17 protein-coding genes are annotated in these 18302 nt (G+C 75.3%); 8 read left to right on the forward strand and 9 right to left on the reverse strand.

The features are described 5' to 3' along the window. Positions 1-8: 8 nt before the first annotated feature. The 3 genes from ABZ930_RS05720 to ABZ930_RS05730 are packed head-to-tail and all read right to left on the reverse strand — an operon-like array spanning position 9 to position 3281. Positions 9-2105, reverse strand: coding sequence for a hypothetical protein (locus ABZ930_RS05720; RefSeq protein WP_361541985.1), 2097 nt, complete (start codon positions 2103-2105; stop codon positions 9-11). A 58-nt stretch (positions 2106-2163) separates the two neighbouring features. Next, the gene (locus tag ABZ930_RS05725) at positions 2164-3117 is read right to left on the reverse strand and encodes an EamA family transporter (RefSeq protein WP_361541988.1); all 954 of its coding nucleotides are present in this window, start codon (positions 3115-3117) and stop codon (positions 2164-2166) included. Then, positions 3114-3281, reverse strand: a complete 168-nt coding sequence (locus tag ABZ930_RS05730; RefSeq protein WP_361541991.1) for a hypothetical protein — start codon at positions 3279-3281, stop codon at positions 3114-3116. Before ABZ930_RS05730 ends, ABZ930_RS05725 begins: the two co-directional genes overlap by 4 nt. A 136-nt stretch (positions 3282-3417) precedes the next feature. Between ABZ930_RS05730 and ABZ930_RS05735 the strand changes: the two genes are divergently transcribed. After that, positions 3418-3918: a MarR family transcriptional regulator gene (locus tag ABZ930_RS05735; RefSeq protein WP_361541994.1), complete on the forward strand. Its 501-nt coding sequence runs from the start codon at positions 3418-3420 to the stop codon at positions 3916-3918. Positions 3919-4090: 172 nt separating this feature from the next. Here ABZ930_RS05735 and ABZ930_RS05740 read toward each other — a convergent pair whose 3' ends face one another. The 3 genes from ABZ930_RS05740 to ABZ930_RS05750 are packed head-to-tail and all read right to left on the reverse strand — an operon-like array spanning position 4091 to position 7446. Then, the gene (locus ABZ930_RS05740; protein WP_361541997.1) at positions 4091-4735 is read right to left on the reverse strand and encodes a response regulator transcription factor; all 645 of its coding nucleotides are present in this window, start codon (positions 4733-4735) and stop codon (positions 4091-4093) included. Beyond that, the gene (locus tag ABZ930_RS05745) at positions 4699-5967 is read right to left on the reverse strand and encodes a histidine kinase (RefSeq protein WP_361542000.1); all 1269 of its coding nucleotides are present in this window, start codon (positions 5965-5967) and stop codon (positions 4699-4701) included. The genes ABZ930_RS05740 and ABZ930_RS05745 overlap by 37 nt, the downstream gene beginning before the upstream one ends. Positions 5968-5994: 27 nt before the next feature. Continuing rightward, the gene (locus ABZ930_RS05750; protein ID WP_361542004.1) at positions 5995-7446 is read right to left on the reverse strand and encodes an FAD-dependent monooxygenase; all 1452 of its coding nucleotides are present in this window, start codon (positions 7444-7446) and stop codon (positions 5995-5997) included. A gap of 112 nt (positions 7447-7558) precedes the next feature. On the opposite strand from ABZ930_RS05750, the gene ABZ930_RS05755 reads away from it, so the two are divergent. Further along, positions 7559-8140, forward strand: coding sequence for a TetR family transcriptional regulator (locus ABZ930_RS05755; protein ID WP_361542007.1), 582 nt, complete (start codon positions 7559-7561; stop codon positions 8138-8140). 78 nt (positions 8141-8218) lie between these two features. Here the strand turns inward: ABZ930_RS05755 and ABZ930_RS05760 are convergent, their stop codons facing one another. Genes ABZ930_RS05760 through ABZ930_RS05770 form a run of 3 tightly spaced genes read right to left on the reverse strand, consistent with a single transcriptional unit; the run spans position 8219 to position 10781 of the window. Beyond that, positions 8219-8458 carry a hypothetical protein gene (locus tag ABZ930_RS05760; protein ID WP_111664623.1) on the reverse strand — a complete coding sequence of 80 codons (240 nt, stop codon included), beginning with the start codon at positions 8456-8458 and terminating at the stop codon, positions 8219-8221. 20 nt (positions 8459-8478) lie between these two features. Beyond that, complete coding sequence (gene malQ / locus ABZ930_RS05765; RefSeq protein ID WP_361542011.1) at positions 8479-10533, reverse strand: 4-alpha-glucanotransferase; 2055 nt, start codon at positions 10531-10533, stop codon at positions 8479-8481. Continuing rightward, complete coding sequence (locus ABZ930_RS05770) at positions 10530-10781, reverse strand: hypothetical protein (RefSeq protein WP_361542014.1); 252 nt, start codon at positions 10779-10781, stop codon at positions 10530-10532. The genes malQ and ABZ930_RS05770 overlap by 4 nt, the downstream gene beginning before the upstream one ends. A 348-nt stretch (positions 10782-11129) precedes the next feature. On the opposite strand from ABZ930_RS05770, the gene ABZ930_RS05775 reads away from it, so the two are divergent. Genes ABZ930_RS05775 through ABZ930_RS05800 form a run of 6 tightly spaced genes read left to right on the forward strand, consistent with a single transcriptional unit; the run spans position 11130 to position 18301 of the window. Next, positions 11130-14057 (forward strand): beta-N-acetylglucosaminidase domain-containing protein, encoded by a 2928-nt coding sequence (locus tag ABZ930_RS05775; protein ID WP_361542018.1) that lies wholly within the window; start codon positions 11130-11132, stop codon positions 14055-14057. Between the two features lie 51 nt (positions 14058-14108). Further along, positions 14109-14678 (forward strand): RNA polymerase sigma factor, encoded by a 570-nt coding sequence (locus ABZ930_RS05780; RefSeq protein WP_361542021.1) that lies wholly within the window; start codon positions 14109-14111, stop codon positions 14676-14678. Further along, on the forward strand, positions 14675-15538 hold the full coding sequence (locus tag ABZ930_RS05785) for a zf-HC2 domain-containing protein (RefSeq protein WP_361542024.1): 864 nt from the start codon (positions 14675-14677) through the stop codon (positions 15536-15538). The genes ABZ930_RS05780 and ABZ930_RS05785 overlap by 4 nt, the downstream gene beginning before the upstream one ends. Beyond that, positions 15535-16326 (forward strand): ABC transporter ATP-binding protein, encoded by a 792-nt coding sequence (locus ABZ930_RS05790; protein WP_361542027.1) that lies wholly within the window; start codon positions 15535-15537, stop codon positions 16324-16326. Before ABZ930_RS05785 ends, ABZ930_RS05790 begins: the two co-directional genes overlap by 4 nt. Beyond that, on the forward strand, positions 16323-17693 hold the full coding sequence (locus ABZ930_RS05795) for a hypothetical protein (protein ID WP_361542030.1): 1371 nt from the start codon (positions 16323-16325) through the stop codon (positions 17691-17693). The genes ABZ930_RS05790 and ABZ930_RS05795 overlap by 4 nt, the downstream gene beginning before the upstream one ends. Beyond that, positions 17690-18301, forward strand: coding sequence for a hypothetical protein (locus tag ABZ930_RS05800; RefSeq protein WP_361542033.1), 612 nt, complete (start codon positions 17690-17692; stop codon positions 18299-18301). The genes ABZ930_RS05795 and ABZ930_RS05800 overlap by 4 nt, the downstream gene beginning before the upstream one ends. Position 18302 lies beyond the last annotated feature (1 nt).

Consider the following 18302-nt stretch of genomic DNA (forward strand, 5'->3'; position numbering starts at 1 on the left):
GCGCCCCGTCAGGAGGGTCGCCTGCGCACCGCCGTGGTGAGGCCCACGATGAAGAGGGTGGCGAACATCCAGGCGGTGACCTGGGCGACCCAGGTCGCGAGGATGAAGGCCAGGCCCGCCGTGCCGTCGTCGGCCGAGCAGCCTTCGAGCTGCTGCACCCGGATCAGCGGCAGGCTCGCCTCCACGGCGCGGCCGATCCGCTGCACCGCGTGGCAGTCGGTGCCGGTCAGCCCACCGCCCCACAGGGCCAGCATGCCCATGACGAAGAAGATCGCGACGAGGCCGAACACCGCTCGCCAGGGCTGGTGTCCGAAGCCGATGGTCAGGCCCTCGGTCTTCTGCCACGTGCGCACGAGGAAGCCCTGCCCGTCGGAGCGGGTCAGCTGGTCCCGGTACTGCGCCATGAGGACCTGCCGCGCGTCGCGCTCGTCGCCCTGGTCCCGGTACAGGCCCGCGAGGTGCTGGTAGGGCTGCGAGGTGTACGCGGGGGTGTCGTGGGACAGGACGTGGATCCAGTCCTTGACGGTGATCCGCGGGTCCAGGACGCCGAAGACCATGTCGTCGAGGGCGATGAGCTTGCGCCGGACGGCGGCGCGGTTGTCGGCGATGGTCTGCGGTGACATCGCGAGCCGCCCGCGGACGCTGGTGTCGCGCAGGTCGATCATGGGCGGCAGCGCGGTCGCCCCGGCCGCGCCCCGCGACCTGACGGTGACGGCGTCGGCCCTCAGGTCGGCGAGGACCTCCATCGACCGGGCGGACAGGGCCGGTCCCCGGGTCGCGGTGAGCCGGGCCGTCCGGATGTCGAGGACGCCGCCGATCCTGGACGCGTGCAGCCGCACCGCCCCGTCGGTGCCGCCGCCCGCCGCCCTGAACCCCTGGTCGAGCCGCAGGTCGCCGGAGACCTTGAGCTGGACGGCGAACAGGGCGGTCCCCAGCTGGTTGACGATCCGGGCCCTGGACAGGGACATGTAGCCGCCGACCTCGGCGCTGAACACGTTGACCGCGGCGGCCCGGTCGGTACGGCTCCTGAACCGGGACCTGTCGAGCCGGACGTCGCCGTCGACGACGGCCCGCTGGGCGTTCAGCACGCAGCCGCTGCTGTTGCTGTGCCGGGCGCCCGTCATGGACAGCGTGCCCGCCACGAAGGTGTTGAACAGGTTCACGGTGGGGCGCTCACCGGTGCCGGTGACCCGGCTCTCGTCGAGATTCAGGTCGCCCTCGACCTTCAGCCTGCTCGCGACGAGGGCCGGGCCCGCGGTGTTGTCGATCCTGGACTGGCGCAGGTCGACCTTGCCGCCGACGACCGCGTCGACCAGCGACACGATGGCGTACTTGTCGTCGGTCCCGGTCGCGGTGGCGCCGCGCATGCGCAGCCCCGTGGTGACCCGCATCCGGTCGGCCTGGACGGCCGGGCCCCGGTCGTTGCGCAGCACGGTCCCCGCGAGCTGCACCCGGCCGCCGACGCTGGCCCCGCGCAGGGTCAGCGCGGCGGTGCGGTGGTGCCCGGCGATCGTGCCCCGGTTGAGGTGCAGATCGCCCTTGACCACGAGGTTGGTGGCGTCCACGGCCGGGCCCCGCGCGTGGCCGATGGCGATGCCCGTGGCGAACAGGCAGCCGGATATCTCCGCCCCGTGCAGGGACAGGGCGACCTCGTGGGCGTTGCCGAGCACGTGGGCGCGCTCCATCCGCAGGTCGAAACGGAGGACGAGGTTGTCGGCGGAGACGCACGGCCCGGCCCCGTCCTCGAAGAGGCTGCCGCTGAGATCGAGCGACGACAGGCGTGCGTTGCGCAGCGACAGGCCGTCGCGGAAGTGGCAGTCGATCAGGCGCACGTTGGCCTCGGTGGTCAGGCAGTCGAGGTCGAGGTGCCCGTCGATCACCAGACCTTGCAGGTGGACGCGGTGCGAGCCGTCCTGCCCGGCGACGCGGCGGCGGAACGCGTCCCGGACCACCGTCGCGGCGATGACGCGCTCGGCGCCCCAGGTCCGCATCGCCTCGGGCAGCTTGGGCTCGGAGCGCAGCACGACAGCGGCGCCTTCGTCGCAGATGTGCGCCTGAACCCTTTCCTCCAGGCTCGGGACGTCGTCTCCCGTTTCCCCCGTCATCTCCTCACCATACGAACCCGGCCGCCCGCGGCACAGAGTCGTGCGCATTACTCGTCAACTACCTTGCTTCAGAGCCCTGTTGACGCCTCGACCGCCCGTGCCGCGCCGCCGCGTCGGGGGCCGGGCGCTCCTCGCGGCGGACCCGTTCACCCGGGCCGGACGACCGCGCGGGGCGCTGCCCCAGCACCGTCGCCCCGAGTGCGAGTGCCATGCCCGCGAGCTGGAGCGGCGTGAGCTGCTGGCCGAGGGCCGCCCAGCCGATCACCGCGGCCGTCAGCGGCGACAGCGGGCCGAGCAGGGTGACCTGGGTGGCGGTGAGCCGGCCGATGCCGCGGAACCAGAGCCAGTACGCGACCGCCGTGTTGGCCAGGGCCAGGTAGGCGTAGCCGGTGAGCGCCCGGCCGTCGAGCGCGGGCGGCGGGCCCTCGGCGATCCAGGCGAGGGGAGCGATCAGCAGGCCGCCGGCCGTCAGCTGCCAGCCGGTGAGTGCCAGCGGGCCGACCCCCTCCGGGCGCCCCCACCTCTTCGTCAGGACCGTGCCGGCCGACATCGAGGCCGTGGACGCCACGGCCGCCGCCACCCCGAGCGCGTCGAGCGCACCCGCCGCCCGCAGCACCACCAGACTCACCCCGAGTGCCGCCGCCACTCCCGCCAGCAGGTACCGCCCGGTGGGGAGTTGCCCGAGCAGCGGCACCGCGAGCCCCGCCACGAACAGCGGGCCCGTCGCGCCGACCACCGCCGCGAGGCCGCCCGGCAGCCGGTACGCGGCGAGGAACAGCAGCGGGAAGAACGCCCCGATGTTCAGCGCCCCGAGCACGGCGGAGCGCCACCACCACTCCCCCTTCGGCAGCCGCCGCGCCAGCAGCAGGAGCAGCAGTCCGGCGGGCAGCGCGCGCAGCGCGGCGGTGAACAACGGGCGGTCCGGAGGCAGCAGTTCGGTCGTCACCGCGTACGTGGATCCCCAGGAGACCGGGGCGAGCGCGGTCAGCAGGACCGTCGGCGCCCGCCTCACGCCGCACTCACCACGTCGGCGCTGGCCTTCGGAGATCGGGCCGCGAGCAGCGACGTACCGATCAGGAACAACCACGGCACCCGGCCGTCGACCGCGCGCACCGCCTCCGCCAACGGGATGTACATGCCGTTGCCGACGCCGTTCACCGCGGCGGCGAAGGTCATCGATCTCTCGCCGGGTACGCGTCGCACTTCCCGCTTGTTCCGCACAGGATCCCGCCCCTCATATAGCTCGATGGAAAGTAGCTTAGCCGTAAGCTACTTTCTTGCCCGGAAGCGACCGGGTGCCGATACTGGGGAGATGACCGACAAGGACACCGTCGACGCGATCATCGAGCAGTGGGCGGTGGTCCGCCCCGACCTGGACACCACCGCCATGGAGGTCTTCGGCCGCGTCTACCGTCTGGCCCGCGCCATGGGCGACCGTGTCGAGGAGGCGTACGCGCGCTTCGGCATCACCCGCGGCGAGTTCGACGTCCTGGCCACGCTGCGCCGCGCGGACACCCCGCACACGCTCTCGCCGCGCCAGTTGTCGGCGACGCTGATGCTGACGACGGGCGGCATGACGGGGCGGCTCGACCGGCTGGAGCGGCGCGGTCTGGTGCGCCGCTCACCCGATCCGCACGACCGGCGCGGCCTCCAGGTCACCCTCACCGAGGCGGGCCTCGCGCTCGTGGATGAGGCGGTCAGCGCCGGCCTCGCCGTGCAGAAGCAGGCACTGAAGAGCGCCCTCGACAGCTCGCAGGCCGATCAACTCGCGTCGCTGCTCCGCCAGTTGCTCGCCACGGCGGCCACGCCCTAGGGCCTGTCTTCACACTCCCCTCGTCGCCCGGAGGGCGGCCCCGCGGCGTCTGGTGCGTGCTCTCGTCGTGGCCGGGTGCAAGGCCTCGTACTGGACGTACTCGGCCTTGTGCCCGGTGCGGCGAGAGTGCGTGCCAGGCGTCGCGGGGCAGAGGGGAGTGTGAAGACAGGCCCTAGCCCTCCAGATAGGCCAGCACGGCGAGCACGCGCCGGTTGTCGCTCTCCCCCGGGTACAGGCCGAGCTTGGTGAAGATGTTGCCGATGTGCTTGGCGACGGCCTTCTCGGTGACGAACAGGGCCTCCGCGACGCCCGCGTTGGACCGGCCCTGCGCCAGGAGCCCCAGTACCTCGCGCTCGCGCGCCGTCAGGGAGCCGAGGCGCCGGTCGCGGACCTTGCGGGCGAGCAGCTTCGAGACGACCTCGGGGTCCATCACCGTGCCGCCGTCGGCGACCTGGCCGATGGTGGCCAGGAACGCGGCGCCGTCCGTCACCCGGTCCTTCAGCACATAGCCGACCGCACCCGCGCCGTCGGCCAGCAACTCCCGTGCGTACAGGGGCTCCACGTACTGGGAGAGCAGCAGCACCGGCAGGCCCGGCACCCGTGCGCGGGCCGCGAGCGCCGCGCGCAGGCCCTCGTCGCCGAAGTCCGGCGGCAGGCGCACGTCGACGATCGCGACGTCCGGCTTCTCGGTGACGAGGGCGCTCAGCAGGTCGGGCCCGTTGTCCACGGCGGCGGCGACCTCGTGGCCGTACGCGGCCAGGAGCCGGATGAGACCGTCCCTCAGCAGGAAGTGGTCTTCGGCGACGACAACGCGCACGGCACCTCCATCGAGACCTGGGTCGGGCCGCCCGCCGGACTGTGGACGGCGAGGATCCCGTCGAAGGTGGCGAGGCGCCGCTCGATGCCCGCGAGGCCGCTGCCGCGGGCCGGGTCGGCGCCGCCGCGGCCGTCGTCGGTGACCGCGACCCGCAGCAGCCCGCCCGCCGCGTCGTAGGAGATGTCGATCCACAGGCGGGCGGCCTCCGCGTGCTTCGCGGCATTGGTGACCGTCTCGGCGACCGCGAAGTACACGGCGGACTCCACGGGCGGCTCCGGGCGGGCCGGCAGCTCGACCGTGACCTCCGTGTCCAGCGGGCTGAGCAGCGCCAACGACCTTACGGCGTCGGCGAGTCCGCGGTCGGCGAGCACCGGCGGATGGATGCCGCGGACCAGGTCGCGCAGCTCCTTCAGCGCGGCCGACGACGACGCCCTGGCCTCGGCGAGCAGCGCGCCCGCCGCCTCCGGGTCGTCCTTCAGGCGGTGCTCGGCGGCGTCCAGGGTCATGCCCATCGCCACCAGGCGGGCCTGCGCGCCGTCGTGCAGGTCGCGCTCGATGCGGCGCAGTTCGGCGGCCGAGGTGTCGACGGCGTCGGAGCGGGTCGCGGCGAGGTGGGCGATGCGGGCCGCCATCATCTCCTGGGCGCTGGGGGTCAGGGTGGCGCGGACGAAGCGGCTGTGCAGGGTGACGGCGGCGGGCGCCGTCGCCAGGCCCGTCAGCACTAGGACCGCCCCGCAGACGGCCGCGAGCGCGGCGGTCGTACCGTCCGTGACCTCGAACCCCGTGTACCAGAGGCTGCCCCTCAGGTTCGCGTCGCGCGCCGTGAGCGACGGCCCGAACGCGGCGAGGAAGAAGCCGTAGAGGCCGTACAGGACGAGCGAGAGGGGTGCGCAGACCAGCAGGCCCGCGGGGCAGGAGTGCACCGCGGTCCACCGCCAGCCGCGCACGTCGCGCGGGTCGCTCATCAGCCACTTCCAGCGGGCCGCGAGGTCCAGGGGCGGCCTGCCGCGCGGCGCCGGGGGCCGGGGCGGCGATTCGACGGGGGTGCCGGACCAGGCACCGGCCAGGGAGCGCTGCCGGTCGGTGAGGCGGTGCATGCCCGCCACGGACCAGCGCAGCAGCCCCGGCAGCGGCAGGAGCGCGGCCGTGACGGCCGTCGTCGTCCAGTGCATGGCCGCCACCCAGAGCCACGCCTGCTGATGGCAGCGCCTGATCCCCGTGAACGCCTTCATGATCCCCAACCCCCCGTGTCGGTCCGGCTAACGCAACGAGTATCCAGCGAACTCCCGGGGGAAGTCGGTGGAGTTAACTCCCCCTTCCGGGAGCGCGTCCGTCGCCCAGGCCGCGTATCCGTCGGGCCGCACGAGCAGTGCCGTGCGGCGGCCGCTCGCCCAGTGCGCGATGCGCACCGCGTCGTTCTTGTACGTCTCCCCCTGGGGCAGGATCAGCACGAACTCGCCCGCGCGCAGGGCTTCGTAGAGCCGGGTGCCGCCGTCGAGCCGGACGTCGGGGACCCGCCGGCCGGTCAGCGCGTGGGATCCCCTGGGCGCCGGGTAGCGGACGCCGATGCCGGTGACCTGGCCGAGGGCACGGGTGCGGGCGGGGCGCACCCGGCCGAGGACGCCGGTGAACACGGCGCGGGCGGCGCGGGTCCAGGGGCGCTTGGCCATCGCCATCCGCACGATGCCGCCGCTGCTGCGCAGCACGGCCCGGCCGACGGGGTGGCGCTCGGCCTCGTAGCTGTCGAGCAGGGTCTCCCGGGCGCGGCCGGTGACGACGGCGGCCAGCTTCCAGCTCAGGTTCGCCGCGTCCTGGAGCCCCGTGTTCATGCCCTGGCCGCCGGCCGGAGTGTGCACGTGCGCGGCGTCCCCGGCGAGCAGGACGCGGCCCACCCGGTAGTGCGGCGCCTGGCGTTCGTCGCTGTGGAAGCGGGACATCCAGCGGGCGTCGTGCATGCCGTAGTCGCGGCCCAGGGCGCGCCGGACGATCTCCCTGATCTCGTCGAGGTCGAGGGGGGCGTCGTCGGGGACGTCGTGGGCGCGGTTCCAGCCGATGACGCGGTGGTAGCCGTCGCCGAAGGGGGCGATGAAGGCGAAGGCGTCGCCGACGGTGTTCACGGTGAGCAGGTTCTCCGGCCGCTCGGCGAGCCGGACGTCGGCGAGGACGACCGAGCGGATCACGGACCGGCCGGGGAAGGGCAGCCCGACGGCCTCCCGCACGGCGCTGCGCATGCCGTCGGCGCCGACGACGTAGGCGGCGCTCAGCTCGCCCGGCGCGCCGTCGCCGTGCCGGACCCGGACGGTGACGCCGTCGGTGCCCTGGACGAGACCCGTCACCTCGGTCTCGTACGCGAAGGAGACCCCGGCCCCGACGGCCCGCCGCTCCAGCGCCTTCTCGACCTCGTACTGCGGCAGGACGAGCAGGTGGTTGAAGCGGGAGGGGAGGTCCGTGAGGTCGAGGGTGAGTCCGCCGAAGAGGCGGAGCCGGTCGAGCGGCCTGCCGAGGCGGTCGATCTCGTCGCCGAGGCCCCGCGCGTCGAGCTGCTCCAGGGTGCGGGCGTGCACGGCGAAGGCGCGGGAGAGGTTGCTGATCCCGCGCGGGCGCTTCTCGACGAGGGTGACGGGGACCCCGGCGGCCGCCAGGTCCCCGGCGAGCAGCAGGCCCGTGGGACCGGAGCCGACGACGATCACGGAGTGCGCGGTGCCGTTCATGGTGGCCTCCTACAACCGGATCTACGATGCCAACGCTTGTTGGTCAACGCCTGTTGGCAACGTAGAACCGCCGCTCTGGACTGTCAACAGCTGTTGGCCTACGTTTGTTGGCATGAGCGAGAAGCAGCAGGCGGCCGGGACGGTACGCCGTTCGGACGCCACCCGCGCCACGATCCTGGCCTCGGCCCGCGAGCGGTTCGCGGCCGACGGGTACGAGCGGGCCACGATCCGGGCCGTCGCGCGCGACGCGCGGATCGATCCGTCCATGGTGATGCGCTACTTCGGCAGCAAGGAAGGGCTGTTCGCGGCCGCCGTCAGCATCGATCTGCGGCTGCCGGGCCCGGCCGGGATCGCCCCGCGGGAGCTCGGGCGGACCCTGGTCGCGCACTTCCTGGCCCTGTGGGAGAAGGACGAGGTGCTGACGGCCCTGCTGCGGGTCGCCGCCACCCATCCGGCCGCCGCCGAGCGCATGCGGGGCGTGCTGAGCGAGCAGCTGGAGCCGGTCGCCCGGGCGGTCTGCCCGGACCCGGAGCAGGCGCCGCTGCGGGCGTCGCTGTGCGCGTCACAGGTGCTCGGGATGGCGCTCACGCGCTTCGTGCTGCGGTTCCCGGCGAGCGCGGAGCTCGGCCGGGACGAGGTCGTGGACTGGCTCGGGCCCACCCTCCAGCGCTATCTCACGGCCGAGACGCCCTGAGCGACGGGCCGCCGGAACGCGTCGAGGGCACCCGCCGCGGCCTGGCCGTGGCGGGTGCCCTCGTCGGGAGTGTGCGGGTCAGCCCTGCTTCGGCTGCTTGCGGGACTTGTCGCCGAGGATCACGAGACCGGCGATGACCGCGAAGATGACCAGCGGGGCAACGACGAACAGGCCGAGCGTGTCGATCACGCTCAGGCCGGATCCCGGGTCGTCGCCGTCATCGCGCGTGAGCGCGAGTGCGGGGGACGACATGAGCAGCATCATCAGCGTCGTACCGGAAGCCAGGGCGCCGGCGCGCAGGGCGTTCTTCTTGTCCACGGTGCAAACGTAGCGAACGCCTAAACGGACCGCGCGCCCGGGGGGCCTGTAAGAGGCACGTCCGGCGCCGAGAACACGCTGAGCAGGGCATGGGCGCGCGGGGATGCGGCGATGTCCTCCAGGGTGACGGGGCGGCCGGCGGCATCGGCCACGGGAAGCCGCCAGTTGGGGTACTCGTCCCAGGTCCCGGGCAGATTCTGCGGGCGCCGGTCGCCGACCAGGTCGGGCAGCCAGATCCCCGTCATCCGCGCCGGGGTGCGCAGCAGGAAGCGGTGGACGGCGCGGACCGACTCCTCCTCGTCGCCGAAGGAGCCCGCGAGCAGGCCGAGCCGCGCGAACAGGCCGAGCCAGTCGGCGACCTCCGCCGCCGCCTCGGCGGGCGAGGCCGTGGAGAGCCCGAGCCGCTCGCGCAGGCGCACGTCGTCACCGGTGAGCCGGGCCGCGGTGGACGGCAGGTCGTGGGTGGTGGCGGTGGCCACGCAGTCCGTGCGCCACTGCTCGGGGGGCACGGGCGGGTCGCCCGGGGACTCCCAGTCGCGCTCGAACCAGAGCACGGAGGTGCCGAGCACCCCGCGCGCGTGGAGCGTCTCGCGCACGCCGGGTTCGACCGTGCCCAGGTCCTCCCCGATGACGTACGTGCCCGTGCGCGACGCCTCCAGGAGCAGCACCGCGAGCATGGCCTCGGCGTCGTAGTGGACGTAACAGCCCTCGGTGGGGGCCTCGCCCTCGGGGATCCACCAGAGCCGGAACAGGCCCATGACGTGGTCGATGCGGACGGCGCCCGCGTGCCGCATCAGATCGTGCAGCAGGGCGCGGAAGGGGGCGTAGCCGGTCTCGGCGAGGCGGTCGGGGCGCCAGGGCGGCAGGCCCCAGTCCTGGCCCCGCGCGTTGAACGCGTCCGGCGGCGCGCCCACGCTCATGCCCTGGGCGAAGACGTCGCGCTGCGCCCAGGCGTCGGCGCCGCCGGGGTGCACGCCGACCGCGAGGTCGTGCACGAGCCCGACCGGCATGCCCGCCTCACGGGCGGTGTGCTGGGCGGCGGCGAGCTGGGTGTCGGTGAGCCAGGCGAGCCGGCAGTGGAAGTCGACGCGGTCCATCAGGTCGCGCCGGGCGCGTGCGGTCGCGGGCGAGCGCGGGTCCTGAAGCGCGGCGGGCCAGGTGTGCCAGTCGGGGCCGTGCACCTCGGCGAGCGCGGCATAGGTGGCGTGGTCCTCCAGGGCGGTGCCCTGGCCGGCGAGGTAGTCGCAGTAGGCGGCGCGGCGGCCCGGGGTGAGCGGCACGTCCCGGACGATCGCCTCCAGGACCTCGTGCTTGAGCGCCCAGACGGCGTCCCGGTCGATCAGCTCCCCCTTGCCGAGGACCGCTTCGCGCAGGGCGGCGGCCTCGCGGTCCCGGGCGGGCACGTACGCGTACTCGGGGATGTCCTCGATCCGCAGGTGCACGGGGTCGGGGAAGCGGCGGGAGGAGGGGCGGTACGGGGAGGGGTCCATGGCGCCGTCGGACGCGGCGGGGACGGCCGCGTGCAGCGGGTTGACCTGGAGGAAGCCCACGCGGTGGGTGCGGGCCGACCAGGACGCGAGATCGGCGAGGTCGGCGAGGTCGCCCATGCCCCAGGAGCGGGTGGAGAGCAGGGAGTACAGCTGGACCAGCAGGCCGTGGGTGCGGCCGGGCGGGCGCGGGGCGGCGGGCGGGGCCGCGACGAGGTGCGCCTCGGTGCTGCGGCCGCCGGGCTCGTCGACCCGTAACCGGTGCACGCCGGGTGGCGGCGGCACCGCCGGGTCCCAGGCGGTGAACTCTCCCGCACCCTCCGGACGCAGGGCGAGCCGGGACCGCTCGGGCAGCGTCCGCAGCCAGTCGGGGGTGGAGCCGTCGGCCCAGAGCACGACGGTCGGCGGCACCGGGCGCGCGGCCAGTTCGGCCTCCCGGGCGGCGAGCGCGTCCGGGGCGTCCGCGGCCACGCCGAGGGCGGCGAGGGCGGCGGTCAGGGCGGCGTCGGTGGCACGGACGGTGCTCCCCGGCGCCGGGGAGTAGGAGGTGGCCACGCCGTACAGCTCGGCGAGGCGGGCCAGGCTCACCCCGCGGCCAGGCCGCTCGGTGTGGGCTCGGAGGTGAGCGGCAGCTCGTCGGAGAGCGGCGGCTCGGAGGTCAGCGGCGCGTAGTCGGCGAAGGGCGGCTCGCTGGTGAGGGGCAGTTCCCAGGAGGACGTCGTCGTGGTGTCGGAGTCGGAGAGGGGGTCGTTCCCGGTCAGCGGGTCCGTCACGGAGAGCACGGGGTCCGCCTGTTTGGACAGGGCCGAGAGCAGAAGCTGAGCCGATGCGGCCACGGGGGCCTCCTTCGTCAAAGGGGGTCGTGAGTCGGGAGGCCTACCCAGAGATCGCGACCCCAGACCTGTTCGGCCGGGGAACGTGTTGCTGGTCACATTGTGAACGACGAAAGGAAATTGACCAGAGGACCTCGGGAACCGGAAGAACTTCACCTCCCCCACCGGCCTCGGCAGGGCACTTGCGGCACGGCGGCCACGGGCTTTGACACCCAGCCCCGGCGAGTGGTGGGGTCGGTGCCACTCCGGGGCCGCTTTGTCCTCATTGATCTTCTTCATCGGTCTTTTTCGCTTCATCTCGTCGGTCCATTCCGCCCTTTCCGCTTCACCGAGCTTTTCGAGGAGTACGCCGTGCAGCTGCGGCGCAGGAGGACGGCGGCCGCTGTCGCGGTCGCCGTCATCGCGGGGACGCTGGGCGGCGCGACCGGGGCGGCGGCCGTCCCGCCGGCGCCGGGCGCCTCGGCGGGCGGCACGGACCGCGCGGCGACGGAGCCGGCCCTGCCGTCGGTGTGGCCGCGCCCCCGGTCGATGCGGGCCTCGGCGCACCCGGTGACGGTCCCGGGCTCCCCCGGCGGCGTGGTCCTCGTCGTCCCCGCGGGGAGCGACCGGTACGCGGTGGACGCGCTGCGCACGCTGCTGCGCGACGCGGGCGCGCGGGACGTCCGCGAGGTGGCCGACGAGACGGCGGTGCCGTCCGGCGCCGGACTCGTCGTCACGGCCGGCGCGGCGGACGCGACACTGCGCGCCCTGGGGGCAGCGGCCCGTGGCGGCCTGCCCGCGGGCGGCTACCGGCTCGCGGTCGGGTCCCTGTCCGGGCGGCCGGCGGTCGCGCTGGCGGGCGTCGGCACCGACGGTCTCTTCCACGCGGTGCAGACGCTGCGGCAGCTGACCGAGGGGCCCACGATCGCCGGGGTCGTCGTACGCGACTGGCCGGGGACGGCGGTACGCGGTCTGACCGAGGGTTTCTACGGCACTCCGTGGACGACCGAACAGCGGCTGGCGCAGCTCGACTTCATGGGCCGCACCAAGCAGAACCGCTATCTCTACGCGCCCGGTGACGATCCGTACCGGCAGGCACGCTGGCGCGAGCCCTACCCGGCGGCGCAGCGCGCGGCCTTCCGCGACCTGGCCGCGCGGGCCCGCGCCCACCACGTCACGCTCGGCTGGGCGGTGGCTCCCGGGCAGGCGATGTGCCTGTCGTCGGCCGCCGACCTCAGGGCGCTGAACCGCAAGCTGGACGCGATGTGGGCGCTCGGGGTGCGCGCCTTCCAGCTCCAGTTCCAGGACGTGTCGTACAGCGAGTGGCACTGCGCGGCGGACGCCGAGGAGTTCGGCTCGGGGCCTCGGGCGGCGGCGCGGGCGCAGGCACGGGTGGCGAACGCGGTGGCCGGGCATCTGGCGGCCCGCCACCCGGGCGCCGGGCCGTTGTCCCTGATGCCGACCGAGTACTACCAGGACGGCGCCACGCGGTACCGCACGGCGCTGGCGCACGCGCTCGACGACACGGTGCAGGTGGCCTGGACCGGGGTGGGTGTCGTGCCGCGCACCGTCACCGGCCGCGAACTGGCCGCCGCGCGGCGGGCGTTCGGCTCGTCGGGCCCGGCCCATCCGCTGCTGACGATGGACAACTACCCGGTCAACGACTACGCGCAGGACCGCGTCTTCCTCGGTCCCTACACCGGCCGCGAACCTGCGGTGGCCGCCGGTTCGGCCGCGCTGCTGGCCAACGCGATGGAGCAGCCCGCCGCCTCCCGCATCGCGCTGTTCACCTCTGCGGACTACGCGTGGAACCCGCGCGACTACCGCCCCCGGGAGTCCTGGGAGGCCGCGATCGACGACCTCGCCGGCGGCGACGAGGACACCGGCGCGGCCCTGACGGCGCTGGCCGGGAACGACGCCTCGTCGCTCCTCGGCGCGCGGGAGTCGGCCTACCTGAGACCGCTCGTCGCCGCGTTCTGGCAGGCCCGTACGGCGACGGACGCGGCGCGCGCCACGGCGTCCCGCGCCCTGCGCGACGCGTTCCACCGGATGCGCGCCGTCCCGGACGCGCTGGCCGGTACGGAGCTCGCCGCCGAGGTGCGTCCCTGGAGCGACAAGCTGGGCGACTACGGGCGGGCGGGCGAGGCCGCCGTCGACATGCTGGACGCGACGGCGCGCGGCGACGGCACGGCGGCCTGGGCGGCGGCCCGCCGCCTGGAGCGGCTGCGGACGCGGCTCGCGGCGCACCACGTGACGGTCGGCGAAGGGGTGCTGGCCCCGTTCCTGAAGAAGGCCGGGACGGCGTTCGCGGCGTGGGCGGGGACCGACCGGGCGGACGCGGCCGAGGGCGCGACCGCCGAACTCCCGCGCGTGCGCGCCCTGTCCACGGTCACCGTGCTGAGCGCGCCCGGCACCCGGGGCGCGGTCGAGGCGCACGTCCCCGGCGCGGGCTGGCGGCGCGTCGGCGCCCTCGCCGACGGCGGCTTCACGGAACTCGGCGCCGGGAACACGCGGGCGGACGCGGTCCGGGTCACGGGTGCGCCCGCCGGCGCCGTCGGACATGTCGTGCCCTGGTACGCGGACGACCCCGCCGCCGCCCTCGCGCTCGCCCGCGCCGAGACCGACGCGGAGATCGGCGGCGGCGCGCAGCGGGTGACGGCGCGTCTGACGTCCCGGCGCCCCGCGGACACGAGGGACCGGGTGACGGCGAAGGCCCCGCACGGCATCACGGCCCGGACCCCGACGGGTTCCGCGCTGCCGCGCGGCACCCGGGTCGACGTCCCCGTGGACATCACCGTCGCCGAGGGCACTCCGGCCGGGGTGTACGAGATCCCCCTCGCCTTCGGTGCCGAGACCCGCACGGTGACGGTCCGCGCCTTCCCGCGCACGGCGGGCCCCGATGCGGCCCGCACCGCCACCGCGTCGTCCTCGGCGGACGAGACCCCGGACTTCCCCGCGCGGGGCGCCAACGACGGCCGGGCCGAAACCCGTTGGTCGTCCCCGGCGAAGGACGGCCAGTGGTGGCAGGCGGAGTTCGCCGAGCCGGTCCGGCTGGGCCGGGTGGTGCTGCGCTGGCAGGACGCGTACGCCACCCGGTACCGCGTCCGGACCTCCGCCGACGGCCGCGCCTGGCGCACGGCGGCGACCGTGCGGGACGGGCGGGGCGGCCGCGAGTCCGTGCGGATGGACGCCAAGGACGTGCGGTTCGTGCGGGTCGTCGGGGACGAGCGGGCGACGGAGTACGGGATCTCGCTGTGGTCGGTGGAGGCGTACGCCGTCGCGGACACGGCGGGGCCGTGAACCGGTCGCCGGAGGCCGGTCGATAGACGGGGTGTGAGACTGTTCCGCCCCATGGGGGCCGACCGAGACGACCGGGCGCTGCTGCGGGCCGTCGCCCGGGGCGACGCCGACGCGCTCGCCGCGCTCTACGACCGGCACGCCGGCTGGCTGCACGCCCGCCTGAGCCGTCGCTGCGACGACCCGGAGACGGTGCGCGAGGTGCTTCAGGACACGTTCCTCGCGGTGTGGCGCTCGGCGGGGGCACATCAGGGCGGTGAGGCAGGCGGCTGGCTGTGGACGATCGCCGCCCGCCGCCTCGTCGACGCCCGGCGCGCCCGGGCCCGGGTCGACCGGGTCGAGACGCCCGAGGCCGGGACTGCGCCGTCCGCCGAGGAGCACGTCCTCGCCGGGCTCCAGTACGGGGACGTGGGCACCGCCCTCGACCGGATCTCGCCCGAGCTGCGCGACGTGCTGCGGGCCACCGTCGTCGACGGCCTGACCACCCGGGAGGCCGCCCGGCTGCTCGGCATACCGGAGGGCACCGTCAAGACCCGCGCACAGCGCGCCCGCCGCGAACTGCGCTCCGCGCTGGCCGCGTTGGCCGCCGCGGGACCGCTGGAACCCTCGGGAGGCATCGCATGAGCGGCCACGGCATCTCCTGGCACGTGACCGACGGCGCCGCCGCCCGGTACGTGGACGGCACGCTCCCGGAGTCGGACTGCTGGTCCGTGGAGCGGCACATGGAGCAGTGCGCATCCTGCGCGGTACGGGTGTCGGGCGCGGCCCGGGCCGGGGCGGCGGGGCCGGCCCTGGCGGACGTTCGGGCCGCGCTGCTCACCGAGGTCCGCGCACCGGTGGCCGTGCCGGGCGCGCGGCGGCTCGGCCGGCTGTGGTGGAGCGTGGGGCCCGCGCTGCGCGGCCCGTGGCTGATCGCCCTGTTCGCGGTGGCGGCCGGCGCGCTGGCCCTCGCGTACGGCGCGGGGTTCGACGGGGCGGGGCCGCTGCTGCTCGCGCTCGCGCCGGTGCTGCCGGTGGCCGGGGTCGCGGTGTCGTACGGGCGGCACGCCGACCCGCTGCACGAGATCGCGGCGGCGTCCCCGTCCGGCGGTCTGCGGCTGGTGCTGGTCCGCACCCTCGCCGTGCTCGCGGTGAGCCTGCCGGTGCTGACGGCGGCCGGGCTGCTGCTGCCCGCCGCGCGTCCGCCGGGCCCCGGTCCGGCCGCCTGGCTGCTGCCGGGGCTCGCGCTCACCCTGGCCGCGCTCGCGCTCGGCGGGTACGTCGGGTGCCGTGCGGCGACCGGCGTGATCGGTGCCGGGTGGATCGCGGCGGTGGCGCTGCCGACGGCCGCCGTGCCGCAGGCCGCCACGGCCCGCCTCGCCGCACAGCTCTCCCTCTACTTCGACAGCCCCGCGGCGCGCACCGGCTGGGCCGCGGCGCTCGTGGTGAGCGCCGCCCTGATCGTCGTACGCCGGTCCGCGTACGACCGCTTGGAGACGATGTGAGCACGACGACCACCCCCGTGACGGCGGGGACGACACAGGTGTCCGGGCTCACCGTCCGGCACCGCCGGGTGACCGCCCTGGACGCCGTCGACCTGGACTTCGGCACCGGCGTGCACGGGCTGCTGGGGCCCAACGGCGCGGGCAAGACCTCCCTCATCCGCGTCCTCGCCACCGTGGCCCGCCCCACCGCGGGCCGCGTGGAGCTGTTCGGCGGCGACCTGGGGAACGCCCGCGAGCGGCGCGCGGCCCGCCGCCGACTCGGCTATCTGCCGCAGGACTTCGGCTACTACCCGGGGTTCACGGTCCGCGAGTTCGTGGCGTACGTGGCCTGGCTGAAGGAGATGCCGGCCGGGGAGACGGGGGCGGCGGTCGAACGGGCCGTGGCGCGGGTCGGGCTCACCGACCGCATCGACGCGAAGCTCAAGTCGCTGTCCGGCGGGATGGTGCGGCGCGTCGGCATCGCGCAGGCCGTCGTGAACAGCCCGCGCCTGCTGCTGCTCGACGAGCCGACGGCCGGCCTCGACCCGGAGCAGCGCGTCGAATTCCGGTCGCTGCTGCGGGAGTTGGGCGAGGAGGCCACCGTTCTCGTCTCCACGCATCTCGTGGAGGACGTGGCGGCGGCCTGTACGGCCGTCACCCTGATCGAGCGCGGCCGGGTCGCCTACCGGGGCACCCCCGCGACCCTCGCGGCGCTGGGCCGCGACGGCGACGAGTCCGACGGCAACGCCATCGAGCGCGGCTACACGACGGCGCTGCGCGCCCACCGGGGCACGGAGGCGGGCCGATGAGCGCACCGTCCCTCCTGGAGGACCGCCCGGCCACGACGACGGCCCCGCCGCGCCGGGCGCCGCATCCGGTGCGGGCTGAGCTGCTGCGCGGCCTCGCGCCGTGGGCCGGTGCCGCGCTCGCGGCGGCGCTCGGCACGCTCCTGTACAACACCGCCGACACCTGGCAGGGCAGTTGGACCGACACCATGAGCATGCTGCGCTCCGGCGGTGTCATGATCGGCGGCCCGCTCGCGCTCGCGGCGGGCTGCTGGCAGGGCGGACGTGAGCGGCGGCGCGGCACGGACGTGCTGCGGGCCGCCGCGGTGCGCGGGCCGCTCGCCCAGTTGCTGGTGGCCGCGCTGCCCCTGGCGTGCTGGCTGGTCGTGGCGTACGGGCTGACGTTCGTGGGCGGTCTGCTCGCCAGCCGGCCGTACGCGACGCCGGGCGGCATCACCCCGACGGCCTTCGCCGGTTCCGCCGCCGTGCTGGTGGCCTGCGTGCTGATCGGCCAGGTCGTCGGCGGGCTCGCGCCCTGGCGGCTGGCGGCGCCGCTGCTGGGGGTCGCGGGGTACGGACTGTTCGGCCTGGCGGGCACCACGAGGAGCGGGCTGCGCTTCCTCGGTCCCGCGCCCGAGGCGTTCCGGCGCAGTGTGGTGCTCGTGTGGTGGCATCCGTTCCTGACCGCCGGGTGGGTGCTCGCCCTCGCGGCGGCCGTGGTCCTGGTCCGCACGGCGCGCCGCCGCTGGACGGCGCTGGTCCCGCTGGCCGCCGCTGCCGTCGCCGCGACCCTGCTCGTGCAGGTCGGGGACGGCCTGTCCCGTCCCGACCCGCGCGCCCGCCGGCAGGCGTGCGCGACGGACAGCGTCCCGCAGGTCTGCGTGAACGCGAAGTTCGCCCGCCAGTTGCCCGAGGTCGCCGAGGCCCTGCGGCCGCTCACCGACCGGCTGAAGGGGGTCGAGAACCTGCCCGTGCGCTTCGCGGACCTGCCGGGCGGCCCGGCGGCCGGCGAGGCGGCGCTGCCGATGCTCTCCCCGCTGGGCTGGAGCCTGGTGCGCGGGCGCGTCGCCGATCCCGAGCGGTACCGGTGGGAGGCGGCGATGGCCCTGATCGACGGCCACGACTGCCCGTTCGTCCGGAGGACACCGGAGAAGGTCGCGCTCGTGGACGACGCGGTGGTGCGCTGGCTCGCGCCGAACCACGTCAGGGACACGATGCGCAAGGACTCCCTCGCCCACGCCGACAAGGCCGACCTGCGCCGCCTCAAGGCCGAGCAGCGTGCCTACGACCACCTGCGCGCCATGTCCCCCGCCGAACGCCGCGCCTGGCTGTCCCGCTACTTCGCCCCGGAGCGCTGCGGCCGTACCGCGAGCGAGGTGCCGTCGCTGTGACCGCCTCCGCCCCGCGCCCCTTCGTCCTGTACGCCCGCTCCCGGGCGCTGCCCGTGACGGTGGCCGCGCTCGCCGCCACGGCGCTGCTCACCCTGTGGGCGGCGACCCGCCCCGACACCTATGTGGACCCGCACCGGCGCATCCCGCTGCTCTCCCTGGCCCCGCTCTTCGCCTCGGCCGTGATCGGGGTGAGCACCCACGAGTGCGCCCGGGAGCTGGACCGCACCGCCGTGCGCCGCTGGTGGCCGCCGCGGCTCGCCCATCTGCTCGCGCTGACCGTGCTCGCCGCGACCGTCCTCGCGCTCGCCGTTCCCGGAGAGATGCGCGAGTTCGGCGCGGCGGCCATGGTCCGCAACACCCTCGGCGCCACCGGGATCACGGCCGTCGCCGCGGTGCTCATCGGCGCCCGTCTGAGCTGGCTGCCGACGCTGCTGTACCTCGGCGTCGTCTACCTGTCGTACTCGAACCCGAGGCTGCACGGCGCGACGGTGCTGACCTGGTCGATGCAGCCGGGCCCGCAGCGCGGGGCGTGGGCCGTGGCGCTGGCCGCGTTCGCCGTGGGCGCGGCCCTCTACGCGAGCGTGGGGCCGCGCCACGACCGGAGCTAGC

Origin of the sequence: Streptomyces sp. NPDC046716 (genome assembly GCF_040645755.1) — a bacterium.
Taxonomy (GTDB): Bacteria; Actinomycetota; Actinomycetes; order Streptomycetales; family Streptomycetaceae; genus Streptomyces.